This is a genomic window from Paenibacillus sp. NEAU-GSW1 (genome assembly GCF_009737085.1).
Classification (GTDB): domain Bacteria; phylum Bacillota; class Bacilli; order Paenibacillales; family Paenibacillaceae; genus Pristimantibacillus.
In genome coordinates this window covers 31,959-55,979 of the sequence record NZ_WOVL01000018.1, presented here as the reverse complement: position 1 = coordinate 55,979, position 24,021 = coordinate 31,959, and the positions used below count along the sequence as shown (strand labels likewise).

The window sequence follows — 24,021 nt, the reverse complement described above, 5'->3', positions numbered from 1 at the left end:
TCCGACTATTTAGTTTTTGCTTTTGCTTGCAGAACCGGCTTGTATTAAAACGCGATGCCGGGCTGCCAATTGCCGCTACCCGGATAGGATAGCCATTCATACTGCTCTTTGTTGCGATACATGCGTTCCATGTCGAACAAGACCGGAATGACGTAGTCGCCTTTGTAAAACGTTTTTTCCCCGATCTTCTCCATCGGAACGTGAAAGGTAATTCGCAACGCCCGGTAAAAAACCGGCTCCAGCAATGATATAAAATACCGGAATTGATATTTCTCCGCGCAATAGACCGCGGAGGAGAGCAGGTCCGTTATCGGATGGCCCCTGTACTGCTTGATAACTGCGATTTTGTCGATTTCTGCCACGTGTGCTGGATCAGCCGAGACCTTCGGATGTTGACGGAATGGCGCAATGTTGTCGATCAGACTGACACCGGGCTCGTAGGGTTTAATTTCGGACGTGCCGATATATTTCCCTTCGGGAGAGATTGCGACGTATCTCTCAAGCGCATTGTCGCTGAATTCCAGCTCGTAGCCTTTTTCCTTCCACACCGCCGTCCAAATGCTGTTGAACATTGTTAACTCCCATTTCGTTTCGACTCTCTTGAACAATCGAACCGGTCTCCTTTGCTCGCTCTCTCTGTCTACGGATGATCGTTTTCATTGTTCCCTCTCAATTGTCAAGCCGATTGCCGTTCGATGGTGCAACAAAATATAGAAGAATATATTTCCAATTTTTATATCGGAGCTTAGTGCTAAATTATTAATAGCTTTAACCAACTTTTTTACTAGGAATTAGAAAAACAGTTCAAAAGTCGTAGGTCTTTATTCGTTCGGTAAATCGACTTCTAGCGAACACGTGTGCGAATATGCTATGATCGAAGCAATGAATAAAGTAGGTGAACGACCGAGTGGACTTATTTAGCTATCAGGAAGAGGAAACGCCAAGAGCACGGCTGCTGGCGGATCGCATGCGTCCGGAGACGCTCGATGAATATATTGGACAGGAGCATGTCGTCGGTCCAGGCAAGCTGCTGAGAAGAGCGATCGAGAACGATCAAGTTTCTTCGATTTTGCTTTACGGACCTCCGGGCTGCGGAAAAACGACGCTTGCTCATATTATTTCAAAGCGCACGGCTGGCGATTTTGTCAAATTGAACGCGGTTGACGCCTCCGTAAAGGATGTACGCGAGGTGATCGACCGGGCGCGAAGCAACAAATTGCTGTATGGCAAAAAAACGATTCTTTTTTTGGATGAGGTGCATCGCTTCAATACATCGCGCCAGGATGCGCTCCTTCCTGCAGTAGAGCAGGGCATTATCATCTTTATTGGCGCAACGACGGAAAATCCGTTTCACCATGTGAACGGGGCGCTTCTGTCGCGTTCGACGCTGTTTCAATTGCAGCCGCTTGACGAACGGCATGCGCTGGCGGCGATGAAGCGGGCGCTGGCCGATAAGGATCGCGGACTCGGCTTCATGAGCTTGCGTGTCGAGGAGAATGCGTTGGCGCATTTGGCTGCAATGGCAGGCGGCGATATTAGGAGAGCGCTGAACGCGCTGGAGCTGGCAGCCGTAACGACGCCGTCGGAGCCGGACGGGACAGTCGTCATTACGATCGAGGTTGCGCAGGAGTCGATTCGGAACAAGGCGCTGCGCGCTGACCCGTCGACTCAATATGATGTGTTGTCGGCCTTTCACAAAAGCGTTCGCGGCTCCAGCGATGCGGCGTTGTTCTGGTTTCTGTATGCGGTCGAGAAGCTTGGCATGGATCCGATGACGTTTATCCGCAGACTAATCGTGGCTTGCAGCGAGGATATCGGGCTAGCCAATCCGCAAGCGATGGTGCAGGCGGTAACGGCGATGGACGCTTATCATAAAATCGGCTGGCCGGAGGCGAAATATAACGTTTCGCAGGCGATTCTGTTCGCCGTTGAAAGTCCGAAATCGAATGCGACGGCGCTCGCAATCGCTAAGGCAACGGCAGCTATCGAAGGGTTCGGCAGCGCCGAGGTGCCGCTGCATTTGCGCGATACCCATTATAAGGGGGCGCAGCAGCTCGGACATGAAGGGTACAAGTACCCTCATGATTATCCCGGTCATTATGTCGAGCAGCAGTATTTGCCGGAACCGTTGCGCGGCATGACATTCTATAAAGCGTCAGAGCAGGGGATGGAAGGCAAGATTAGCCATAATCAGCAGCTGCGCTCCAACGGTAAGAAATAATTGCAAAAAGACAGCTCGGCATCGTGTAAATCGCCACGATGCCGAGCTGTCTCTTTGTATGTCCGCGCCTAATTCCGGACGATTAGCGAAGCTGCTTCGCTTTATAAGGAACCTAATTTCGCTGATAGGAGGAGCTGAGCGTAGGAGGCAGCGATTAGGAAAGCTGTATTCGCTATTAGCGCAAGTAAGTTCACGGATAGCGTAAAGTTTTTCGCTGTTCGTTAAAATGTGACAGGAAGCACAATCAAACAACGAATTAAGTTTCTTAAAATTGCGATTCAGCTTCGCCAAGTCACGGCTTTAGATAAGGTATTGGCACTTAAACGAGCGCCGCTGCGGATAATGCTACACCGTTCTTTTTCGTTTGCCATGCGGCACGATGAGAGGTGTTCCGTAAAGCGGGTCGGCGATGACCTCGCATTTAAGCCGAAAAACGGACTCGATCATAGCGGCATCGACGATATCGCCTGGAGCGCCTTGCGCGGCGATCGCACCGTCTTTAACGGCGACGATATGATCCGCATAGCGGCATGCGAGATTAATGTCATGCAGCACCATAACGATAGTACGGCCTTCACGCTCGTTCATCTCCTGCAGCAGGTCGAGCACTTCGATTTGATGCGTCATATCCAAATATGTCGTCGGTTCATCCAGCAAAATAATGCCAGTCTGCTGTGCCAGCGTCATCGCGATCCAGGCCCGCTGCCGCTGGCCGCCGGAGAGGGAATCGACGGAGCGTTCAGCCAGCTCGTCCATATCGGTCGCCCGAAGAGCATCGAGCACGCTAGCCTCATCCTCTTTGGACCATTGCTGAAGCCAGCTTTGGTAGGGATAACGCCCCTGCTTCACAAGCTGCAGCACCGTTAAGCCCTCGGGCGCAGTCGGTCCCTGCGGAAGCAAGGAGAGCTGCTTAGCAGCAGCCTTTGCCGGCATTGCCGCAAGATTGCGGCCATCCAGCGTAATTTCGCCGTGCGTTGGCTTTAGCAAACGCGCCAGCGAACGGAGCAGCGTCGATTTGCCGCAGCCGTTGCTGCCGATCAACACGGTTACTTTGCCCTCGGGAATCGTTATATTCAAGTTTTCGTAGATGTAATTTCCCCCGTAGGAAAGGGATATTTCCTTCGCTTCGAGTACGCTCATTGCTTTATAGCCTCCTGCAAGTCAAATCTGACGGTATGTTCACAGCTATTGGTTGCGATTGCGATATAACAAGAATAGGAAGAAAGGTGCGCCAATGACGGCAGTGAAAACGCCAGCCGGAATGTCCAGCGGCGAGAACAGTGTCCGCGCCGCCAAGTCGGACAGCAGGACGATTAGACCGCCGATTAGAGCGCTGACTGGCAGCAGTCCGCCGAAGGACGAGCCGACGAGCTTTCGGGCGATATGCGGAGCCATCAAGCCAACAAAGGCAATCGCTCCGCCAATAGCGACCGCTGCGCCTGCCAATGCAACGCTTAACAGCAGCAGCAGCAAGCGGTGGAGCTGTACGTTCGCGCCGGCGCTTCCGGCAACTTCATCGCCAAGCGCCCCTACGTTGACATGCCGTGCCATCAGCCAAGTGAGCGGCAGCAGCACGAGCAGCCAAGGCAGCAGCGTATACACATCCTTTTCCCATGAGGCGCCATATATGCTTCCCGTCATGAACGTGAGCGATCGGCTTGCCAGATAGAACGGGCCGGATATTAGAAACATATACGACAGTGATTTGAATGCCGCGGACAGACCTGTGCCGATCAGCACCATGCGCAGCGCCGATGAGCCGTTTTTCCAGGAGAGCAAATAGAGCAGAAAGGTTACGGCAAATGCCCCGATAATAGCGGCAACAGGCATCCAATGAATCGACAGCGTTTCGTTAAAAAAGAAAATGAATAGAACGGCGCCAAGCGACGCGCCTTCCGTAATGCCCGTAACGTCCGGCGATGCCAGCGGGTTGCGAATAAGTCCTTGCAGGACAGTGCCTGCCGAGGCAAGCGCGGCGCCGACAAGAAGCGCAATGATGATACGCGGCAAACGAAGCTTAAGCACAATAACGTCATGCATCGGATTGCCGTAGCCGAAGATGGACTTTACTACATCCAGCGGCGCGACGAATTTGCTGCCGATGCCGGTGCTAAGGACAGCGGCAACTGTGCAAAGGACGAGCAAGGCGGTTGCCGCGGCAACCGTTTTTTTCTCTACAAGAAAGCTAAGCTTTCGGGTACGAATGGAATTGTATTTATTCATGCTGACCGCCGTCCTTTCCGAGCGATATAGACGAAGAAGGGAACGCCAAGGATAGCCGTCATGACGCCGACCGGCACTTCTTTCGGCATTGCGATGTAACGGGAGCCGATATCGGCGACTACAAGCAGGATAGCGCCAAGCACGGCGCTGTATGGTATAACCCAGCGATAATCGCTGCCGATTACAAATCGGACGATATGCGGAATGATGATGCCGACAAAAGCGATCGGACCGGCAACGGCAACCGATGCGCCTGCTAATAATATGACGGCTGCCGACGACAGCCATTTGACGGCCGCTGTTCGCTGACCGAGCGTACGGGCAATATCGTCGCCCATGCCAAGGACGTTTAGCTGGCGGGACAACGCGAATGCGATAATCATGCCTGCTGCCATATAAGGAAGCACTCCGTGAAGCATGGCCATATTTCGTCCAGCAACGGAGCCTACAAGCCAGATCAGCACTTGGTCGAACATTTTACCGCTGGAGAGCATGAAGCCTTGCGTCAGCGAGGCGAAAAAGGCCGCGATCGAAGCGCCGGCCAGCGTAATTTTGACAGGGGTCATGCCGTCTCGTCCGATGCTTCCCAGCACGAATACGATGGCTCCGCTGACAGCGGCGCCGGCCAGCGCAAATAAGGTAAGCGACTGCATGCCGGTAAAACCTAACCAGCCGGAGGCGATAACGACCATAAAGGAAGCGCCGGAGTTGACGCCGAACAAGCTTGGAGAAGCAATCGGGTTTCGGGTAATAACCTGCATAATTGCGCCGGCCACAGCCAGACTTGCGCCGACTGCTGCAGCGATTAGCGCGCGCGGAAATCTTGTCGTTTGAATGACAAGATGCTGTTGGGATGTGGAGTCGTAATGGATGAACGAATCGATGATAGTGGAAGTCGGTATATCGGTTACGCCAAATACAATGCTGGCGATCATAGCTGCCCCTAATAGCAGTATAGTCAGAATGATTCCTATAACTCGCAATTGCATATGCTGCCTGCTCCTTGTTGTCATTCATGAAGTATAGTAGAAGTTTAGATGAACGGAATGCTGATGTCAACGATCATGAGAATCGTTCTCAAAATTTTCATTGACTTCTGCCGGCGTACTCTTTATAGTTGTTCGAGTGAGAATAATAATCAACTAGAGGAGATTTTGATGATGAAGAAGAAAAACAACTGGATCAGCCTAATCATTTGCGCTGTCGTGCTCGCGATCGTTGCGACCGGCTGCGGCGCAAAAAATAATACCGCGAATAACAGCAGCAATGCAGGCGCAGAAGAAACCGAGCAAGCGGCCAATGATACGCGCATTGTGAAGCATGCGATGGGCGAGACGGAAATTAAAGGAACGCCTAAGCGTGTAATCGTATTAACAAACGAGTCTACGGAAGCAGTGCTTGCGCTTGGCGTGAAGCCGGTCGGCGCAGTTAAATCGTTTACGGGCAACCCGTGGTATCCGCATATCGAAGCGGAGATGGAAGGCGTAGAAGTGCTTGGCGAAGAAAGCCAGCCGGATCTGGAGCTCATCGCCAGCCTGCAGCCGGACCTTATTATTGCCAATAAAATGCGTCAGGAAAAAATTTACGAGCAATTGAAAGCAATCGCGCCGACGGTTGTGTCGGAAACGCTCCGCGGAGAGTGGAAGAACAATTTCAAGCTGTACGCGGAAGCGCTTGGCAAGACAGCGGAAGGCGACAAGCTGATTGCTGATTTCGATGCTCGCATTGAAGAATTCAAAGCGCAAGCCGGCAATAAATTGAAGGAAACGGTATCGTTCGTTCGCTTCATGGGCGGCAAAACCCGCGTATACCATACCGATACTTTCTCCGGCATCATTGCGAGTCAAATTGGCCTTGCGCGCAACGAAATGACGTTAAACGCGAAGGATACTTTCGTCGATGAGATTACGAAAGAGCGTCTTCCTGAAGCCGATGCTCATCGTATCTTCTACTTCACTTACGAGACTGGTGACGGAAAAGGCGATGAGCAGGAAAAAGAATGGACGAACGACCCGTTATGGCAAGGGCTTAGCGCTGTAAAAGAAGGCCGCGCTTACCGAGTCAATGACGCCATTTGGAATACGGCTGGCGGCATTAAAGCAGCTAACTTGATGCTTGACGAGCTGGCTGAATTTTATGAAATCAAACTGACCAAATAACGAGATAAAGGGGTTGTCCGCAAGGCTTTGAGCCATGGCGGACAACCCCTTTATCTATCGCCGCGAAACGATTGTTTATGCCGCCAAGGACGGCGGAAGCCGCTTACGCTCGTCAGGCGGTTAAGCCGAACATGAGAGCGAAATAACCGAATACAGATGCAAGCAGTCCCATAAGAGAGGCGACTAGCAGCCGGTTGCTGCGGTACATGCTTATAAATCCGTATAGCATAACAAGTGCGGCGGCAATCAGCAAGATGCTGGCCATTCCCGGCTGGAGCTTAAGCGCCAAATCCGGGCTAAAGCTGCCGCGAAAAATCGAAGTAAACAGCGGTGAAGGGGATACCGTTTGCAGCGTTTCTCTAACGGTATGCGGCGGCGTTTGCTGACCAAGCGCCCCGGTCACGACAAACAGCAGCAAAGCGACCGCGCTTTCGGCTTTTAGCCATGGAACAAGATTAAATTCGCTGCTCTGCCGAAGCATCGCCCGATAACCGAAGCCGTTCGTATAGGCGAACAGCAGCAGCGGCAGCAGCAGCAAATGCTTAATAAGCAGCATTTGGCCGTAAGGCAGCATCCACGAGGCAATATATTCCGGCGCCGGCGTCGTGAAGCTCATGAGCGCAAGTCCGGCCAATAGGGCAATCAGGAAGCAGCCGATGGCGAGCGGTGAAAACCAGACAAGCATCCGCTCCCAATTGCCGTCGCCGCGAGAGAACCAGCTAACGACGAGCAGAATGCCGATCCACACCGAAACGGCCATGAAATGGGCGGTATGAACGAGCAATCCCTTTGTGCCGTAGAGCGTCGAAGCATGGCTCGCATAGCCGAGCCATACGATCAGCAGCGCTGTAATGAAAAGGCCGACCTTCGGCATATGTTTGTCGTTGCGGAATGAAGGAAGAGCGAGCAACGCTGATAGGCCAAGCGAAGCGAGTACCGTCCAGATCCACGCTTTGCCGGCTTTAATGTCTTGCAAATAGCTTAACACCATCTCGCCATAGGAGGTTTCGAACTCTTTGGCAAATAAAACGGCGGATTGATGAATCGGCATATACGATAAAACCGGTATAGCGATTGCGCATGCCAGCAGCAATCCATTCGGCACGGCGATATCCGGCCGTCTGTCGGCCGGAACCAAACGAAGGATGAAGTGGCCCATCAAGATCGCGAAACAGAAATAAAGCAGCGCTTCGCTGGCATAGATCATTTTTTATTCCTCCGGTAAACGAGAACGCCGGCGACAGCTGCCATAACGACAATGACAACCGCAACGACCAATATAGGAGTAAAGCTCATCGCTGATTGCGAAGTTTTGTTACCTGCATCAGCAGACGGAGCCGGAGCTTCCGGTTCCGTCTGCTGCTCAGATGGAGCTTCGCTTGCTTCAACGGTTGGCGAAGCGGATTCCGCAGCAGGCGATTCCGTTGCTGCCGCTTCTTCAGCTTCTACGGTAAACGAATAATCGCCGGATACCGTATGACCGTCAGCTCCGATTATTGTCCATTTCACGGTATAGCTGCCGTTCGCGAGAGGAACTGCTATTTTCCCGCTCATTTCGTTCCCTTCGGCGGATGAATCGCTTACGTCGATCTCTTCGCCGCTTTCGTTAGTGAGCTTGAATTTGCTCAAGCTCTCGATTTCAGTGTTAAAGGCCATAGCTATTTCGGTCGGGGAGACGGTAACTTTTTCTCCTTTAGCCGGTACCGAGCTTTCCAGCACCGAGTGAGCAAATGCAGCCCCTGGAATGAGCCAGAGCGCGGCAACGATTAGCACTATGATTCTCGTCCATTTCATTTCGATAAACCTCCTGATTGCTTTAAAATCTAAAGTTGATTGCATTATAACAGATTGGGCAAACGAGCGAACGTTAAAAATGAGTCAATTGTTAGCGGCTTTATGAACATTATTTTAACTAATCGGCAGAAAATAAAGCTTTTGCAAGCATTCGCCGAATAATGCGTCATGCTGGTCGAATAAACTGAATTACCGTTGCTGTATAAGTCTAAACCGCTTTTTTCTTTATTTGACGGCAAAGCTTGGATTCCACTACTGTAAAATAACTAGGTAAGCAGCAACTTTGGCAATTAAAGGAGGTGCGCCTGCCGTCCGGCAGCAGATATGACCCGGGCGGGCAGGGATGCGTTGAGCGACCCTTTACCGATTCTGTGGCAGTTGGCGCTTATCTTCCTGTTGGTTTTCATGAACGCTTTTTTTGTTGCGGCGGAGTTTGCGATGGTCAAGGTTCGCGGAAGCCGAATTGACACGCTTGCCTCGGAGGGGCATTCCCGAGCTAAGCTCGCCGTTCACCTGACGACGAATCTCGACGCTTATTTATCCGCATGCCAGCTTGGCATCACGCTTGCATCGCTTGGACTTGGCTGGATTGGCGAGCCGGCGATCAAGGAGGTAATCGAGCCGTGGTTTCTCGCGCTCGGGTTTGGAAATGCGGTGATTGTTCATTCCGTTTCCTTTATAATCGCATTTTTGTTTATAACCGTACTGCATATCGTGCTTGGCGAGCTTGCGCCGAAAACGATAGCGATTCGCAAAGCGGAGAAAATAACGCTCTTGACGGCATTTCCGCTTATCTATTTTCACAAGCTGATGTACCCGTTTATATGGGTATTAAACGGGCTTGCGGGATGGCTGTTGAAACGGCTCGGCATGGAGCCGACATCGGAGCATGCATCGGCCCATACGGAAGAAGAAATCCGCGTTTTAATGAAGGAGAGCCATAAGAGCGGGTTGATCGACAATACGGAGCTGACGCTTGTCGACAACATCTTTGATTTTGCCGAAACGAGCGCTCGCGAAATTATGATTCCCCGCACTGAAATGATTTGTCTGTATATGAAGCTTTCTATAGAGGAGAATCGGACGATAGCGCTGGGGCAGATGCGGACCCGCTATCCGGTATGCGATAACGATAAGGACAATATAATCGGTTTTATTCATATAAAAGATTTACTGAAGGATACGGGCCAAAGCTTGACCGACATCCGTCAAATAACGCGTCCGGTCATGTCCGTTCCGGAATCGATCCAAATTAGCATTTTACTTAAGCTGATGCAGAAGCGCAAATCGCAAATCGCCATTCTGATCGACGAGTACGGCGGCACGTCGGGGCTAGTGACGCTGGAGGATATTATGGAGGAAATCGTTGGCGAAATTCAGGATGAATTCGACGAGGAGCGTCCGGAAATCGAGAAGCGGGACGACTCATCCTATTCGATCAGCGGCTTGATGCTCATTGAGGAAGTAAACAGTTATTTCGGTCTCGATATCGAAACGGACGATTACGACACGATCGGGGGCTGGATTTACTCAAAGACCGACATCCCCCCGAAGCGGGATCAAGAAGTAGCCTGCGGAAAAGGCGTCGCGTTTGTCATCGAGGAGACCGATCATTTTCGCATATCCCGGATCACAGTGAAAATAACTGCTGTTCTGCCGCTCGAGGAGGAGGATGGCCAACACTACGGCTAACGAAAAAAAGCTGACCGTCACGCGTTTCTTACATACGCGTATCGGTCAGCTTTTCGGTTTCTGCTTATTGCGCTTGAAGCGCTTGTTGCTGCTGCTCATAGACTGCCGGATCGATTTTGTGCACCTTGTCGATCGTGCCGCCGCCGAGGCATACATCGCCGTCATAAAGGACGACCGCTTGTCCCGGCGTTACCGCTTTTTGCGGTTTGTCGAAAACAATTTCGGCTTCACCGTTATCACCGAACGTAACCGTTACTCCTTGATCCGGCTGACGGTAACGGAATTTCGCTGTGCAGCGTAATTCGCCCGCCTGCTTGACTGAAGCAATCCAGTTGAAGCCGCTCGCTGATAATCCGGTCGAGTAGAGGCTCGCATGGTTTTCGCCCTGGATGACGTACAAGATGTTGTTCTTCAAGTCTTTGTCAGCTACGAACCAAGGCTCGCCGTTGCCCGATCCGCCGATCCCTAGTCCTTGGCGCTGGCCAAGGGTGTAGTACATCAGCCCGTCGTGACGGCCTTTTTTCTCGCCGCTCCGAATGTCGATCATATCGCCAGGCTGAGCCGGCAAATAGGAACCGAGAAATTGCTTGAAATTGCGTTCGCCGATAAAACAAACGCCGGTGCTGTCTTTTTTCTTCGCCGTATACAGACCGGCTTCCTCGGCAATGCGCCGAACCTCCGGTTTAGGCAAATGTCCGATCGGGAACATCGCTTTGGCCAGCTGGCGCTGATTAAGGGCGCTCAGGAAATAAGTCTGATCCTTATTGCCGTCGACGCCGCGAAGCAGCTTTGTTTCGCCGTCCGCGGTCCGTTCAACGCGGGCATAATGGCCGGTTGCCAGGTAGTCGGCGCCAAGCTCATTCGCTTTTTGCAGAAAATCGCCGAATTTGATCTCACGGTTGCACATGACGTCAGGGTTCGGCGTACGGCCGCGTTTATATTCATCGAGAAAGTAAGTGAACACTTTATCGAAATATTGCTTTTCGAAATTAACCGTATAATACGGAATGCCGATTTGATCGCACACGCGTCGAACGTCCTCGGCGTCCTCTTCCGCCGTACAATGGCCGAATTCGTCGGTGTCGTCCCAGTTTTTCATGAAAATGCCGATGACTTCATAGCCTTGCTGCTTTAACAGCAGCGCAGTTACGGAAGAGTCAACGCCGCCGGACATGCCGACTACGACTCTCGTTTGTTCGATTGGTTTTTCCATATCTATATTGCACCGCCTTTCCATGCCGCCTTGCCAATTTGCGTCCAAATAACGCTACAAGCTTCGTATTATTGTAACACAGAAGAAAAACTTTTTCATAGGAAGCCAAACCTTTTCTCGCAAGTTCATCTCAAGATATGTTAACATAGATGTGTTATGGGAATACCATGATTTATACAGATACGATCAAGGGAAACAATTCACATAAGCTCGCAATAATAAAAGTGAGGTGCCGATACTATGAAAATTTCGACGAAAGGCCGCTATGGTCTAACGATTATGATGGAGCTTGCGGCTAAATTTGGAGAAGGCCCGATTTCGCTCAAGAGCATTGCCGAGCGCAATCAGCTTTCAGAGCATTATTTGGAGCAATTGGTTGCACCTCTTCGCAATGCCGGTCTCGTTAAAAGCATTCGCGGCGCATACGGCGGCTATATTTTATCGAAAGAACCGGAGACGATTACGGCCGGCGATATTATTCGTATTTTGGAAGGGCCGATCTCTCCAGTCGATTTCACCGAGGAAGATGATCCGGCGAAACGCGATCTTTGGCTGCGCATTCGCGACGCCATCGCTGAGGTGCTCGATTCGACAACGCTGGCTGATCTTGTTACGTTCCAAGACGCGGGAAAAATTGACAACTATATGTTCTACATTTAATAGAGGATCGTTTGTATGATGAAAAGCTATTATTTTGATCATGCCGCTACGACGCCGATGCATCCCGAGGTCGCGCAAGCGATGCTTGCGGTCATGCAAGGCAGCGGCGGCAATCCTTCGAGCATGCATGCGTTTGGCAGGGCAGCGAAAGGGCAGGTCAGCGCGGCGCGGGATTTGATCGCGGCCGCTGTCGGCTGCCGCCCGGCCGAGCTCGTATTTACGTCCGGCGGTACAGAAAGCGACAACGCCGCGATTATCGGGACGGCAGCCGCAATGAAACAGAGCGGCAAGTCCCATATCATTACATCGATGGCAGAACATCACGCCGTGTTGCATACATGCGAGCGTTTAGCCCGAGAAGGCTTTACTGTCACTTACCTTCCAGTGGATAAGTCTGGTAGGGTATCGGCAGATGACGTTCGAGCAGCGATTACACCCGAAACCGGATTAATTACGATTATGCATGGCAATAACGAGGTTGGTACGTTAAATCCGATCGAAGAGATTGGAGAATTGGCTAAAGCAAGCGGCGTTACGTTCCATGTTGACGCCGTACAATCGTTTGGTTTGTATGAATATCGCCTTCACCAGCTGCCTGTCGATTTAATGAGCTTTTCGGCTCACAAAATCAACGGGCCGCAGGGCGTAGGCGCGCTTTATATCGCGAACGGCACGCCGTTTGAACCGGTTGCGCACGGCGGATCGCAGGAACGGAAGCGAAGAGCCGGGACTGAGAACGTTGCCGGCATTGTCGGTTTCGCTAAAGCTGTTGACATTTGTGTGAACAATCGCGAAGAGAAGAAACTTTTTTTGGACAAGCTTCGTAGGGAATGGGTAGAACGGCTGCAAGAAGCAATGCCTCATATACCGATCGTTATAAACGGTCACGAAGATGCGGAGAGTCGTTTGCCGCACATTGTCAATATTAGCTTTATCGGAATTGATACGGAAACGATGCTGATGAATCTGGATATCGCCGGTATAGCGGCATCCAGCGGATCGGCTTGCACATCCGGCGCGCTGGAACGTTCCCATGTGCTGCGCGCAATGGGATTGCCGGAAGACAGACTGAATTCGGCTGTACGTTTTAGCTTCGGATTGGGGAATACTATGGAGGATCTGGAAGACGCTGCGCAAATCGTCGGCAAAATTGCGGCGCGCGCGCGTACTTAATCGTTTAGGAGGCCTCCAACAGCATCGTGATTAAACTTCAGCAATTAATCGGGCTCCCGGTCATCGTCATCCATTCCGGCAAGCACGTCGGCACAGTAAAGGATGCTTGGTTCGATGAGCACTGGAAGCTGCTTGGACTCGTGCTTGCAAATGCAAAGCGGTTCGCAACGTCAGTCATACTTGTGAAATGGTCTGACGTATTGACCTGCGGCGAAGATGCGGTGCTTATCTCAGGCGAAGATGCGGTCGTCTCGGTTAAGGCGAGTGAAATTTTGCGATCGTTTAACAGCGGAACGGTGAAGCTGAAAGATTTGCCCGTCGTTACTGTACAAGGCGTTCAGCTTGGAAGATTGTCAGATGTTTATTTTTACCCTTTTCAGGGTACACAAATAATAGGCTATGAGCTAACGGACGGTTTTATATCGGATTTGATGGAGGGGCGCAAATGGCTTAGGGCGCCGGACGATTCGGACGCCGTGCTGCTCGGGGAAGACGCGATTATCGTTCCTGCTGTCAGCGAAACGGAATTGGAGCCTGTCGCTGCTTCCAATTCAATTGAATAGGGAGAAATGAAAGATGATGAGATGTCCCAACTGCAATTCGAAAGATATTGGAAAGATCGGTTCCCATCAGTTTTATTGCTGGGGCTGCTTCATTGAACTGACAGTGAACGGCGAGAAAATGTCGGTCTACCAAGTGGAAGAGGACGGCACGCTTAGCTCGCTCGACGATCTGTTCTTCGAAGAGGAAATGCCGCAAATCCACGCTAACTAACGATTAAGCGCTCCCGGCCGGGAGCGTTTTTTTTCTTTTCGTCGGGGTCCCCGCCTCCCGTAAGGCCATATTTGGCATTACAGAGCAAAAAGAAACTCTGCACTTATAGTGTACCGAAGCTGTAAAGCCAAAACTGAACTTAAACCCGCTGCGGCTGCAGTTCTCACCTACCGTAAGGCCAAATTCGGCCTTACAGAGCAAAAAGTAACTCTGCACTTATAGTGTACCGAAGCAGTAAAGCCAAAACTGAACTTAAACCCGCCGCGCCTGCAGTTCTCACCTACCGTAAGGCCAAATTCGGCCTTACAGAGCAAAAAATAACTCGCACTTATAGTGTACCGAAGCTGTAAAGCCAAAACTGAACTTAAACCCGCTGCGGCTGCAGTTCTCACCTACCGTAAGGCCAAATTCGGCCTAACAGAGCAAAAAGTAACTCTGCACTTGTAGTGTACCGAAGCTGTAAGTCCAAGACTGAACTTAAACCCGTCGCCGCCGCACTGAGCGATTCGAGATCATGATGACTTTTCGAAGATTCTATTCATCGGAATAGCGGTAGTGATGGGGAGATGGGATTGAGAACGGCAGCTTGAGCCGAATCGCGCAGCGAGCGTGCATAGATGAGCGAAGCCAAAGATAAAGGCGAAGCGGCTCCCCTTTTTTTAACAGTACAGGTGAGGAAAGTGAGTGTAGCGATTCGAGATCATGATGACTTTTCGAAGATTCTATTCATCGGAATCGCGGTAGCGATGGGGGAGATGGGATCGAGAACGGCAGCATGAGCCGAATCGCGCAGCGAGCTTGCATCCACATCCACATCCGCATCCACATCCGCATTCACATCAGCACTAGCATCCGCACATACATCACATCCCAGAAGCGAGCAACCATCACGCCACCCAACCTGTACGCTATCCCCATGGATGAATCCCCAGACTTGTACATATACTTTATTAGATGCGGTTAAAAAGCGCGCTAGCCTGGGGCAAATGGAAGAGCGGGGGGTGCTGGCGATGGAGCGGTTTACGCGAAGCCGTCTGTTCGTTGGACTAATTTATTTCATTCTTGCATTACTGGCTTTATATTTATTGCTGCTCGTAAAGCCAATCATTTTGCACTTATATAGCTTTCTTAAAGCGATCCTTGCGCCATTCCTTATTGCGATGATAATCTCGTACGTCCTGAATCCGGTCGTATCGATGCTTCACTCGCGAAAGGTGCCGCGAACAGTAGCGGTGCTGCTTATTTATGCAGTGTTTTGCGCGGCGCTGGCGGTCGTCTTGGTCAATGTCATTCCAATGTTCCTGCAGCAGGTGCAAGAGCTGAATCATCATGTTCCGGACTTGACGATGCGGGCGCAAAGCCTTGTGACGGATTTAAACAATACGTCCTTTTTGCCGGAAACGTTTCGCGATGGCTTTAACAAATCGCTTGCCCACATGGAGAAAAAGCTTTCGGAAACGCTCGTTCATTTTGTCAATAATATCGGATCGGTCGTCAACGCTGTATTTATTGCCTTCATTATACCGTTCCTTGCGTTTTATATTTTGAAGGACTTCGACGTATTCGAGCGAACCGTTATTACGTACGTTCCGAAGTCGCATCGAAAAAACACGGTCAGACTGCTGAAAGACATCGACTCCGCCCTTGGCAGCTATATAAGAGGGCAGTTTATCGTCTGCGCGATTGTTGGGATCCTGGCTTATATCGGCTACTTGATCATCGGCATTCCGTACCCGCTGCTATTGGCTTCGATTGTTGCGATAACGAACATCATTCCGTATTTAGGACCGTTCTTCGGCGCCGCTCCGGCGGTGCTCGTTGCCTCAACGGTATCCATTAAGCTTGTCATTCTAGTAGCCGTCGTCAACATGGCTTGTCAAGTGCTGGAGAGCAATGTCGTCTCCCCGCAAGTAGTCGGCAGAACGCTGCATATGCACCCGCTTGCGATCATTTTTGCCTTGCTTGTCGGAGGAGAGCTGGCCGGCATTGTCGGGATGATCTTGGCTGTGCCGATCTTTGCCGCGCTGAAGGTCATTGTACAGCATATGTTCGCTTACTACGTGCGCCGAAAGATAATTTGACAGCGGACATGTCGGCCGATATACTTTATACAAACGTTGATGAAAAGAAGTAAGTCGAAGCCCTTCAACCAGAGAGAACGCTTCTTCGCACAAATGCGATGGCTGCAATAGTGTTCATGATGAAGATCGACTGAAAGCTAATTTCGGAGTGTGAACAAACTTCACCGGCCAGGACCCGTTAACGTCCGAACAAGGCGATTGCTCTGCCTGTGCGATAGCGTCGAATGACGAACGCATGGCTTGCAATAACCAGGGTGGTACCGCGATTGTAAATTCGTCCCTGTCTCTGACAGGGGCTTTTTTATGTTCTCTGACCCAAAACGCAAGCCGCAAGAGGCGGAAAGCAACGCGGACAGCAGAACAATAATTGATGAGATATGGAGGCGTTTAACCAATGAAAGCTAGTGAAATCCGTTCCAAATGGCTTCAATTTTTCGAAAGCAAAGGGCATCACATCGAGCCAAGCGCATCGCTTGTGCCGCATAACGATCCGTCTTTGCTGTGGATTAACGCTGGCATGGCACCGCTTAAGCCTTACTTCGACGGCCGTGTCATCCCGGATAATCCGCGCATTACGAACTCGCAAAAATGTATCCGTACCAATGACATCGAGAATGTCGGCAAAACGCGCCGTCACCACACCTTTTTTGAAATGCTGGGCAATTTCTCAATCGGCGACTACTTTAAAGAAGAAGTTATTACATGGGCATGGGAGTTTCTGACGAGCAAGGAATGGATCGGCTTCGATCCGGACCGCTTGTCCGTTACGGTCTATACCGAAGACGAAGAGGCGCTGAAGTTCTGGAACGAAAATATCGGCTTGCCGCTTGAGCGCATTTATAAGCTCGACGAAAATTTCTGGGATATCGGTGAAGGGCCTTGCGGACCTTGTACTGAAATTTTCTATGATCGCGGCGACAAGTACGGCGACCTTAACGATCCGGAGTGCTGGCCGGGCGGCGAAAACGAGCGCTTCCTCGAAGTGTGGAACCTCGTATTCTCGCAATTCAACCATAACAAAGACGGCAGCTACACGCCGCTTCCTAATAAAAACATCGATACAGGCGCTGGCCTCGAACGTTTCGCTTCCATTTTGCAAGATGTGGACTCTAACTTCGATACGGATCTTTTCATGCCGATTATCGAACGGACTTGCAGCATTGCCGGCGTGAAGTACCATGTAAACGAAGAGCATGATGTGGCGTTGAAAGTCATTGCGGACCATATCCGTACGGTGGCTTTTGCAGTTGGCGACGGCGTAATGCCATCCAACGAAGGCCGCGGCTACATTATCCGCCGTTTGCTTCGCCGTGCTGTCCGTTACGGAAAAACGATCGGAATCGACCGTCCGTTCCTGTATGAACTGACGCCAGTTGTAGGCGAAGTAATGGGCGTTTATTATCCGGAGGTTGTCGACAAACGCGAGTTTATCGAACGCGTTATCCGCACAGAGGAAGAGCGTTTCCACGAAACGCTGTCCGAAGGTTTGGCTATGCTATCCGACCTCGTTGAGGAAGCTCGAAAAGCAGGTACGGCTGGAATTAACGGCGACGACGCATTTAAGCTTTATGACACATACGGCTTCCCGTTTGACTTGACGGAAGACTTCGCTGCAGAAAACGGCATGACAGTTGACCGCGAAGGATTCGATGCAGCGATGGAAGCGCAGCGCGAACGCGCTCGGGCAGCTCGCCAAGACACGGGCAGCATGAAAGTACAAGGCGGTCCGCTTAGCGACTTTACGGTTAAAAGCGAGTTTGTTGGCTATAATGAACTCGTAACGGAGTCTGTCATCACAGCGATCGTACATGACGATGCATTGGTTGATATTGCGGGCGAAGGCAGCAAAGTGCTTGTTTTGCTCGACCGTACTCCATTCTATGCGGAAAGCGGCGGCCAAATCGGCGACCGCGGCACGATTACAGGCAAAGGCTTCGAGTTGCAGATCGACGATGTAACGAAAGCTCCGCACGGACAAAGCGTTCACCACGCGACGGTAGTCGCAGGCACGGTTCGCGCTGGCGAGAAAGTCGATGCGGCTGTAGCGCGTTCGGTCCGCGAGGATATTATCAAAAACCATACGGCAACGCATTTGCTGCACAAAGCGCTGAAAGAAGTGCTTGGCGACCATGTTAACCAAGCGGGCTCGCTCGTTGAACCGGATCGCCTCCGCTTTGACTTCTCGCACTTCGGCAGCATTACAGCTGAAGAGTTGACGGAAATCGAACGTCGCGTCAATGAGCAAGTATGGCTCGGCACGCAGGTTGTTATCGAGAGCAAAGCGATCGCGGAAGCAAAAGCAATGGGCGCAATGGCGTTGTTCGGCGAGAAATACGGCGACATCGTACGCGTTGTTCAAGTTGGAAGCTACAGCGTTGAGCTTTGCGGCGGCTGCCATGTTGCCAACACCTCGCAAATCGGCCTGTTCAAGCTGCTTGGCGAAAGCGGCATCGGCTCCGGCGTCCGCCGTATCGAAGCGGTTACCGGCCGCCATGCGTTCAGCTACATGGAAGGACAGCTTGAACTGCTCAAGCAAGCATCGAATTTGCTTAAATCGAGCACAGCTGACGTTCCTAAACGGATTGAAGCGCTGTTCGGCCAAGTGAAAGAGCTCGGCCGCGATAACGAGTCGCTGCAAGCGAAGCTGAGCCGGATCGAAGCAGGTTCGCTTGAAGACAATGCGAGAACGGTTGGCGATGTGACCGTGCTGACGGCTAAAGTGAGCGCGCCTTCGATGGACGCGTTGCGCGGAATCGCCGATGAGCTGAAGCTGAAGCTTCCGTCTGCGGTCATCGTGCTTGGCGCGGTTCAAGACGACAAAGTCAATCTTGTCGCAGCGGTATCCGCCGATCTTGTGAAAAAAGGATTCCATGCCGGCAAGATTATTAAAGAAGCGGCTGTCCATTGCGGCGGCAGCGGCGGCGGACGTCCTGACATGGCCCAAGCAGGCGGCAAGGACGCTTCCAAGCTGGACGAAGCGCTGAAACTTGCGGAAGAACTGGTTCTTAACCAATCAAATGTGATATGATAGCATTGTAAAAACTTGTGACATTCAGGAAAACGGTGTAACTTTGAGGTTTCAGAGTGACTTTGATGTCAGAATGAAAGCGAGGTACTGGCGATGAGTTCCATGGACAAGACGATGAAGTTTAGTGTGAAGGGGGAAGACGTCGATACTTCCTCACAAGACATTTTGCTGACGGTGTATGAGGCGCTTCTCGAGAAGGAGTACAATCCGATCAATCAGATTGTAGGGTACTTGCTGTCCGGAGATCCCGCTTACATTCCTCGGCATAACAACGCCAGAAGCTTAATCCGTAAAAAAGAACGCGATGAACTCATTGAGGAGCTAGTCCGCTTCTATTTGAACAATAAGAAATAAACGATCAGGAGCCGGGCTGAAGCGATGAGAACAATGGGATTGGATTACGGCGACGTTAGAATCGGCGTTGCGGTAAGCGACGCCTTCGGCTGGACCGCGCAAGGCGTGGAAGTCATTCCGAAGCGCCGCGACGGCAGCGAGGTGAATCGGATCGCCGAGCTTGTGAAAGCGCATGAAGTAAGCGAGATCGTCGTCGGATTACCGAAAAACATGAATAATACGATCGGCCCTCGCGGTGAAATTAGCATTGCCTTCGCAGAGCAGTTGCGTAATGATTTGAACTTGCCTGTTCACCTTTGGGATGAACGGCTAACGACTGTATCCGCTGAACGAACGTTAATTGAAGCAGACGTTAGCCGGAAGAAGCGAAAGCTTGTAGTGGACAAAATGGCGGCTACGCTCATTTTGCAAAATTATCTCGATTCTAAAACGAAAAGGTGAGGGTTAAGATGACAAAGGATGACATGCAGTTTGAGGAACCGGAAATCATTTATATTCCGGATGAAGACGGCAACGAAGAAGAATTCGAAGTCATCATGAAGTTCGAAGTGGACGGCTCTGATTCGAAATATATGATGGTTGTTCCGCTTGCGGGCGAAAGTGAAGAGGAAGATGAAGTGTATGCTTTCCGCTATGAAGAAGACGGCGATGATTTGAAGCTGTACACGATTGAAGACGAAGAAGAATGGAACATCGTCGAGGAAACGTTTAACACGCTGCTTGGCGAGATGGAGGAAGACAATTAATGGACGAACGTCTCGTTCCTGTACCGCTTGAGCGGCTGAAGGAAACATTCGGCAACGAGCTAGAGCTCGTTGCCGAGGAAGGCGGCCTTGAGAAATTCGTGATTATGGCTGAATTTCAACTAGGACCATATGTTTATGCGGCGCTTCAATCGGCGGCAATGAAGAAGGAGCAGGAAGTCGAGCTGTTCCGCGTGATTTTGTCGGACAGCGGCGAGCCGCAGCTGGAGACCATTGAGGATGACGAGGAATGGGAGCTGGCTGCAGAGGCTTACGATGATTTGCTTTTTGCCGGCGAAGAAATGCCTTAAGGTGCAACTGGATAGGTTATACAAAAAGAGCGGCTCACACCGCTCTTTTTCGCGGCGTAATGAAGTTTTCGCCAAAAGCGGAGTGACTATGAGGAAGATGAGTGACTTTGAGGAAGATGAGTGACTTTGAGCTCCGCTCAAAGATCCTGATGTAAGGAGGAAGTTAGTTGAGTAAATCAGTTCGTAAAAAATCCGGGCCAAGTTCGGCTCGCATCGCAATGTGGGTTGTAATTAGTTTGTTCAGCATTTTTATTATTGGCGCGGGCAGCGTCTTTTTGTACCTGTGGATCGGTTTGCAGCCGACGAAGGCAGGCGAAGTGAAGCAAGTGGAAATTAAAAAAGGCTCCTCGGCTTTCGCAGTTTCTGATGTGCTTGAAGAGCAAGGCATTATTAAAAATTCCTTTCTGTTTAAGTATTACTTGAAGCTTAAGGATGAGGGCGACCGTTTCCAAGCCGGAGTTTATGAGCTTAAGCCCGGCATGACGAACGCAGAGATTATTGCAAAGCTGAACAGCGGAGAAACCGTTGCCGAGGAAACGATAAAATTTACGATCCCGGAAGGCTTTACGCTGCTTCAAATTGCCGACAAACTGGCAGAAGAGAAACTGATTGACAAAGCTGCATTCCTCGAAGCTGCGGACAAGCAGTCCGATTGGGGCGATGCGGAAGCGATTCGTTCCATACCAACAGACGCCAAGCTTCATCACCGCTTGGAAGGCTATTTGTTCCCGGAAACGTATGAGATGAAAGTGGACAGCACCGAGGCTGATATTTTGCAGCGGATGATGGAGGAGCTGGACAAAAAGCTGGCTGATCTTCCGGAAGGATGGGAAGATGTGCTTGCCGAACGCAAGCTCTCGCTTCACCAGCTGTTGACGATTGCCTCGCTCGTTGAGCGCGAAGTCGTTGTGGATGAAGAACGGGCAGTCGTGGCCGGCGTCATCAGCAACCGGTTGAAAAAAGGAATGCCGCTGCAAATTGACGCGACAGTGCAATACTTGCTGGATAAACCGAAGGAAAGATTGATGGAGAAGGATTTGCAGGTGGACAGCCCGTACAACACGTACAAAATTAACGGTTTGCCTCCGGGTCCGATTGCAAGCCCAAGCTTTGCGTCCATTCAAGCAGCCCTCTATCCGGAAGATACGGATTTCTTCTACTATGTAACGAAAAAAGACGGCTCGCAAACGCATTTGTTTGCCGCTACGTATAAAGAGCATTTGAGAAACATCGAGAAAAGCAACCAGACTGCTAAGCAAGGAGAGTAATCGTTATGACAGCTAAGGCTAATGCCGACGCGTATAAACCGGAGCTGCTGACTACAGCCGCGTCTATGGAAGAGCTTGTTATGCTGATGGACGCAGGTGCGGACGCTTTTGTCATCGGAGAAGCCCGATACGGCATGCGTCTAGCAGGAGAATTCGATTTGGCGAACATCGCGGAAGCAGTCAAGCTGGCTCATCCGCGAGGCGTTCGCATCTATGTATCCGTTAATAACTTGATCGCCAACGATACGCTTGATTCGCTGCCTGCCTATATCCGCGGACTTTCGGATGCGGGAGTGGACGCCATCATTTTCGGTGATCCGGCTGTTCTGATGACGGCTAAGGTAGAAGCGCCGGGAATGCCGCTTCATTGGAACGCAGAGATGACTTCGACGAACTATCGTACGGCGGAATATTGGGGACGCCGCGGAGCGACTCGGTTCGTTCTCGCGCGCGAGCTCAATATGGATCAGATTATCGAAATGAAATCGGCGACGGCGATGCAGCTGGAAGTGCAGGTTCATGGCCTGACGAACATTTATCATTCCAAGCGTTCACTCGTCAACAGCTATTTGGAGCATCAGCAGGATGCCGGAAAGCTAAGCAGCATCGACCATTCAAGCGGTTTGTTTTTAACCGAGGACGAGCGGCCGGGCGAACGTTATCCGATCTATGAGGATGCGAACGGCACCCATATTATGAGCTCAGACGATTTGTGCATGCTTGAGAATATCCATGAGTTGCTTGAGATTGGAACGGACAGCTTGAAAATCGAAGGCTTTTTGAAGCCAATCGCCTATAACACGGCTGTCGTTAAAGCTTATCGCTTAGCGATTGATGCTTATTTGGCCGATCCGGAGAGCTACCAATTCCAAGAGGAATGGCTCGATTCGATTAAAGCGCTGCAGGATCCGAACCGCGAGCTAAGCTACGGATTTTTTTATAAAGAGCAAGTGTATTAATGATGTGGAGGTGAACGACAACAATGACAACGACAGAACAGAAATCACCGCGCTATACGGGGAAAAGGAATCGGCTTGACCGTCCGGAGCTGCTTGCGCCCGCCGGTAATTTGGAAAAGCTGAAATTTGCCGTCCACTATGGAGCCGATGCGGTATATATAGGCGGACAGAAATACGGCTTGCGCTCCAACGCGGACAATTTCAGCTTTGAGGAAATGAAGGAAGGCGTCGAATTCGCTGCGAAGTACGGAGCGAAAGTGTTCGTTGCGACAAACATTTATGCCCATGATGAGGATATCGCAGGACTGGAGCACTATTTGCAAAAGCTTGAGGAGGCCGGTATTGCAGCGATTATCGCGGCAGACCCGATCATTATCGAGACGGCGCAGCGGGCAGCGCCGAAGCTTGAAGTGCATTTAAGCACGCAGCAATCAACATTGAACTGGCAGGCCGTCAAGTTTTGGAAGGATGAAGGGCTGCCGCGCGTCGTGCTTGGCCGCGAGACCAGCTTTAAGGAAATCGCCGAAATTAAAGCGAATGTCGATATTGAGATCGAAGCATTTATTCACGGTGCGATGTGTTCCTCGTATTCGGGCAGATGCGTGCTGAGCAACCACTTTACGGACCGCGACTCCAATCGCGGCGGCTGCTGCCAGTCGTGCCGCTGGAAGTACGATTTGTTCGTGGACGAAGCGCCACTGTACGATGAAGAAGCCGATCCGTTTACGATGGGCTCTAAAGATTTGTGCATGATCGAATATATGCCGGAGCTAATCGAGGTCGGCGTGGACAGCTTTAAGATTGAAGGCCGGATGAAAAGCTTGCACTATGTCGCAACGGTAGTAAACGTATATCGGCAGGCGATTGACGCCTATTTCGAAGACCCGGAAGGCTATGTGCTGAAACCGGAATGGGTCGAGGAAATCAATAAAGCGGCGAATCGTCCGTTAAATACAGGCTTTTTCCTGGATACGCCAGGGGCGGAGGATCATATTTACGAGCCGGAGGACAAAGCAGCGCCTTATGATTTTGCCGGAGTCGTGCTGGAATATGATGAAACGAGCGGCATTGCTGTCGTTCAGCAGCGCAATCATTTCAAACCTGGGCAAGAGGTTGAGTTTGTCGGTCCGGGAGGCACCTTCTTCAAACAGATGATTGAAGCAATCGAGGATGAGGAAGGCAATGCGCTCGACGCGGCGCGCCATCCGCTGCAGCGTCTGCGAATCCGGACGGCGAAGCCGGTTAAGCCAATGGATTTGATGCGCAAAAAGATCGGGAAAAGGTAAGCAGAGGGTCGGGAACGATTGCGTTCCCGGCCTTTTTTATCGTCATAAACGGGCAATAACTTTGATAGAACCGATCATTTTA

Annotated in this window: 24 protein-coding genes; 17 read left to right on the top strand and 7 right to left on the bottom strand. The window is 51.1% G+C overall.

Annotation, left to right across the window (positions count from 1 at the left end):
- Positions 1–44: 44 nt before the first annotated feature.
- Positions 45–608 carry a hypothetical protein gene (locus GOM71_RS15165; protein WP_156282534.1) on the bottom strand — a complete coding sequence of 188 codons (564 nt, stop codon included), beginning with the start codon at positions 606–608 and terminating at the stop codon, positions 45–47.
- Between the two features lie 299 nt (positions 609–907).
- Between GOM71_RS15165 and GOM71_RS15160 the strand changes: the two genes are divergently transcribed.
- Complete coding sequence (locus GOM71_RS15160; protein ID WP_367649623.1) at positions 908–2,221, top strand: replication-associated recombination protein A; 1,314 nt, start codon at positions 908–910, stop codon at positions 2,219–2,221.
- Positions 2,222–2,566: 345 nt separating this feature from the next.
- Here GOM71_RS15160 and GOM71_RS15155 read toward each other — a convergent pair whose 3' ends face one another.
- The 3 genes from GOM71_RS15155 to GOM71_RS15145 are packed head-to-tail and all read right to left on the bottom strand — an operon-like array spanning position 2,567 to position 5,433.
- On the bottom strand, positions 2,567–3,361 hold the full coding sequence (locus GOM71_RS15155) for an ABC transporter ATP-binding protein (protein ID WP_156282532.1): 795 nt from the start codon (positions 3,359–3,361) through the stop codon (positions 2,567–2,569).
- A 45-nt stretch (positions 3,362–3,406) separates the two neighbouring features.
- Complete coding sequence (locus GOM71_RS15150) at positions 3,407–4,444, bottom strand: FecCD family ABC transporter permease (protein ID WP_156282530.1); 1,038 nt, start codon at positions 4,442–4,444, stop codon at positions 3,407–3,409.
- A complete protein-coding gene (locus GOM71_RS15145; protein WP_483311047.1) occupies positions 4,441–5,433 on the bottom strand; it encodes a FecCD family ABC transporter permease in 993 nt (330 codons plus the stop codon). The genes GOM71_RS15150 and GOM71_RS15145 overlap by 4 nt, the downstream gene beginning before the upstream one ends.
- A gap of 171 nt (positions 5,434–5,604) precedes the next feature.
- Between GOM71_RS15145 and GOM71_RS15140 the strand changes: the two genes are divergently transcribed.
- Complete coding sequence (locus GOM71_RS15140) at positions 5,605–6,603, top strand: ABC transporter substrate-binding protein (protein WP_156282613.1); 999 nt, start codon at positions 5,605–5,607, stop codon at positions 6,601–6,603.
- Positions 6,604–6,715: 112 nt separating this feature from the next.
- Here GOM71_RS15140 and GOM71_RS15135 read toward each other — a convergent pair whose 3' ends face one another.
- Both GOM71_RS15135 and GOM71_RS15130 read right to left on the bottom strand, forming a co-directional pair.
- A complete protein-coding gene (locus GOM71_RS15135; RefSeq protein ID WP_156282528.1) occupies positions 6,716–7,810 on the bottom strand; it encodes a copper resistance D family protein in 1,095 nt (364 codons plus the stop codon).
- The gene (locus GOM71_RS15130; RefSeq protein ID WP_173275656.1) at positions 7,807–8,397 is read right to left on the bottom strand and encodes a copper resistance CopC family protein; all 591 of its coding nucleotides are present in this window, start codon (positions 8,395–8,397) and stop codon (positions 7,807–7,809) included. The genes GOM71_RS15135 and GOM71_RS15130 overlap by 4 nt, the downstream gene beginning before the upstream one ends.
- A 324-nt stretch (positions 8,398–8,721) precedes the next feature.
- Between GOM71_RS15130 and GOM71_RS15125 the strand changes: the two genes are divergently transcribed.
- Entirely contained in the window at positions 8,722–10,089 is a 1,368-nt protein-coding gene (locus tag GOM71_RS15125) for a hemolysin family protein (RefSeq protein WP_156282524.1), read from the top strand.
- Between the two features lie 64 nt (positions 10,090–10,153).
- Here the strand turns inward: GOM71_RS15125 and mnmA are convergent, their stop codons facing one another.
- Positions 10,154–11,302: a tRNA 2-thiouridine(34) synthase MnmA gene (mnmA, locus tag GOM71_RS15120; protein WP_156282522.1), complete on the bottom strand. Its 1,149-nt coding sequence runs from the start codon at positions 11,300–11,302 to the stop codon at positions 10,154–10,156.
- Positions 11,303–11,542: 240 nt separating this feature from the next.
- Here mnmA and cymR point away from each other — a divergent pair, with 240 nt between their 5' ends.
- From cymR to GOM71_RS15055, 14 genes are all read left to right on the top strand, one after another.
- Positions 11,543–11,962 (top strand): cysteine metabolism transcriptional regulator CymR, encoded by a 420-nt coding sequence (gene cymR, locus GOM71_RS15115; RefSeq protein WP_156282520.1) that lies wholly within the window; start codon positions 11,543–11,545, stop codon positions 11,960–11,962.
- Between the two features lie 18 nt (positions 11,963–11,980).
- Complete coding sequence (locus tag GOM71_RS15110) at positions 11,981–13,135, top strand: cysteine desulfurase family protein (RefSeq protein ID WP_156282611.1); 1,155 nt, start codon at positions 11,981–11,983, stop codon at positions 13,133–13,135.
- A gap of 26 nt (positions 13,136–13,161) precedes the next feature.
- A complete protein-coding gene (locus GOM71_RS25010; protein WP_367649622.1) occupies positions 13,162–13,698 on the top strand; it encodes a PRC-barrel domain-containing protein in 537 nt (178 codons plus the stop codon).
- A 13-nt stretch (positions 13,699–13,711) separates the two neighbouring features.
- Entirely contained in the window at positions 13,712–13,909 is a 198-nt protein-coding gene (locus tag GOM71_RS15100; protein ID WP_042164616.1) for a hypothetical protein, read from the top strand.
- A gap of 617 nt (positions 13,910–14,526) precedes the next feature.
- Positions 14,527–14,688: a hypothetical protein gene (locus tag GOM71_RS24110; protein ID WP_216651756.1), complete on the top strand. Its 162-nt coding sequence runs from the start codon at positions 14,527–14,529 to the stop codon at positions 14,686–14,688.
- A gap of 231 nt (positions 14,689–14,919) precedes the next feature.
- Complete coding sequence (locus GOM71_RS15095) at positions 14,920–15,990, top strand: AI-2E family transporter (RefSeq protein WP_156282518.1); 1,071 nt, start codon at positions 14,920–14,922, stop codon at positions 15,988–15,990.
- Positions 15,991–16,384: 394 nt separating this feature from the next.
- On the top strand, positions 16,385–19,018 hold the full coding sequence (gene alaS, locus GOM71_RS15090) for an alanine--tRNA ligase (protein ID WP_156282516.1): 2,634 nt from the start codon (positions 16,385–16,387) through the stop codon (positions 19,016–19,018).
- A gap of 93 nt (positions 19,019–19,111) precedes the next feature.
- Positions 19,112–19,372 carry an IreB family regulatory phosphoprotein gene (locus GOM71_RS15085; RefSeq protein ID WP_156282514.1) on the top strand — a complete coding sequence of 87 codons (261 nt, stop codon included), beginning with the start codon at positions 19,112–19,114 and terminating at the stop codon, positions 19,370–19,372.
- 24 nt (positions 19,373–19,396) lie between these two features.
- Positions 19,397–19,813, top strand: a complete 417-nt coding sequence (gene ruvX / locus GOM71_RS15080) for a Holliday junction resolvase RuvX (protein ID WP_156282512.1) — start codon at positions 19,397–19,399, stop codon at positions 19,811–19,813.
- An 8-nt stretch (positions 19,814–19,821) separates the two neighbouring features.
- Complete coding sequence (locus GOM71_RS15075) at positions 19,822–20,118, top strand: DUF1292 domain-containing protein (RefSeq protein ID WP_156282510.1); 297 nt, start codon at positions 19,822–19,824, stop codon at positions 20,116–20,118.
- Positions 20,118–20,426, top strand: a complete 309-nt coding sequence (locus tag GOM71_RS15070; protein WP_156282508.1) for a DUF1292 domain-containing protein — start codon at positions 20,118–20,120, stop codon at positions 20,424–20,426. The genes GOM71_RS15075 and GOM71_RS15070 overlap by 1 nt, the downstream gene beginning before the upstream one ends.
- 218 nt (positions 20,427–20,644) lie before the next feature.
- On the top strand, positions 20,645–21,694 hold the full coding sequence (gene mltG / locus GOM71_RS15065) for an endolytic transglycosylase MltG (protein ID WP_156282609.1): 1,050 nt from the start codon (positions 20,645–20,647) through the stop codon (positions 21,692–21,694).
- A 5-nt stretch (positions 21,695–21,699) separates the two neighbouring features.
- Positions 21,700–22,653, top strand: a complete 954-nt coding sequence (locus GOM71_RS15060) for a peptidase U32 family protein (RefSeq protein WP_156282506.1) — start codon at positions 21,700–21,702, stop codon at positions 22,651–22,653.
- 23 nt (positions 22,654–22,676) lie between these two features.
- On the top strand, positions 22,677–23,939 hold the full coding sequence (locus GOM71_RS15055; RefSeq protein WP_156282504.1) for a peptidase U32 family protein: 1,263 nt from the start codon (positions 22,677–22,679) through the stop codon (positions 23,937–23,939).
- Positions 23,940–24,021: the final 82 nt, after the last annotated feature.

What these genes read in the sequence shown, in the direction of transcription:
- GOM71_RS15155 (WP_156282532.1), bottom strand. Translation starts at nt 3,361, where the DNA reads ATGAGCGTACTCGAAGCGAAGGAAATATCCCTTTCCTACGGGGGAAAT.
- GOM71_RS15150 (WP_156282530.1), bottom strand. Translation starts at nt 4,444, where the DNA reads ATGAATAAATACAATTCCATTCGTACCCGAAAGCTTAGCTTTCTTGTA.
- GOM71_RS15145 (WP_483311047.1), bottom strand. Translation starts at nt 5,433, where the DNA reads ATGCAATTGCGAGTTATAGGAATCATTCTGACTATACTGCTATTAGGG.
- GOM71_RS15140 (WP_156282613.1), top strand. Translation starts at nt 5,605, where the DNA reads ATGAAGAAGAAAAACAACTGGATCAGCCTAATCATTTGCGCTGTCGTG.
- GOM71_RS15135 (WP_156282528.1), bottom strand. Translation starts at nt 7,810, where the DNA reads ATGATCTATGCCAGCGAAGCGCTGCTTTATTTCTGTTTCGCGATCTTG.
- GOM71_RS15130 (WP_173275656.1), bottom strand. Translation starts at nt 8,397, where the DNA reads ATGAAATGGACGAGAATCATAGTGCTAATCGTTGCCGCGCTCTGGCTC.
- GOM71_RS15125 (WP_156282524.1), top strand. Translation starts at nt 8,722, where the DNA reads ATGACCCGGGCGGGCAGGGATGCGTTGAGCGACCCTTTACCGATTCTG.
- mnmA (WP_156282522.1), bottom strand. Translation starts at nt 11,302, where the DNA reads ATGGAAAAACCAATCGAACAAACGAGAGTCGTAGTCGGCATGTCCGGC.
- cymR (WP_156282520.1), top strand. Translation starts at nt 11,543, where the DNA reads ATGAAAATTTCGACGAAAGGCCGCTATGGTCTAACGATTATGATGGAG.
- GOM71_RS15110 (WP_156282611.1), top strand. Translation starts at nt 11,981, where the DNA reads ATGAAAAGCTATTATTTTGATCATGCCGCTACGACGCCGATGCATCCC.
- GOM71_RS15100 (WP_042164616.1), top strand. Translation starts at nt 13,712, where the DNA reads ATGATGAGATGTCCCAACTGCAATTCGAAAGATATTGGAAAGATCGGT.
- GOM71_RS24110 (WP_216651756.1), top strand. Translation starts at nt 14,527, where the DNA reads ATGAGCGAAGCCAAAGATAAAGGCGAAGCGGCTCCCCTTTTTTTAACA.
- GOM71_RS15095 (WP_156282518.1), top strand. Translation starts at nt 14,920, where the DNA reads ATGGAGCGGTTTACGCGAAGCCGTCTGTTCGTTGGACTAATTTATTTC.
- alaS (WP_156282516.1), top strand. Translation starts at nt 16,385, where the DNA reads ATGAAAGCTAGTGAAATCCGTTCCAAATGGCTTCAATTTTTCGAAAGC.
- GOM71_RS15085 (WP_156282514.1), top strand. Translation starts at nt 19,112, where the DNA reads ATGAGTTCCATGGACAAGACGATGAAGTTTAGTGTGAAGGGGGAAGAC.
- ruvX (WP_156282512.1), top strand. Translation starts at nt 19,397, where the DNA reads ATGAGAACAATGGGATTGGATTACGGCGACGTTAGAATCGGCGTTGCG.
- GOM71_RS15075 (WP_156282510.1), top strand. Translation starts at nt 19,822, where the DNA reads ATGACAAAGGATGACATGCAGTTTGAGGAACCGGAAATCATTTATATT.
- GOM71_RS15070 (WP_156282508.1), top strand. Translation starts at nt 20,118, where the DNA reads ATGGACGAACGTCTCGTTCCTGTACCGCTTGAGCGGCTGAAGGAAACA.
- mltG (WP_156282609.1), top strand. Translation starts at nt 20,645, where the DNA reads ATGTGGGTTGTAATTAGTTTGTTCAGCATTTTTATTATTGGCGCGGGC.
- GOM71_RS15060 (WP_156282506.1), top strand. Translation starts at nt 21,700, where the DNA reads ATGACAGCTAAGGCTAATGCCGACGCGTATAAACCGGAGCTGCTGACT.
- GOM71_RS15055 (WP_156282504.1), top strand. Translation starts at nt 22,677, where the DNA reads ATGACAACGACAGAACAGAAATCACCGCGCTATACGGGGAAAAGGAAT.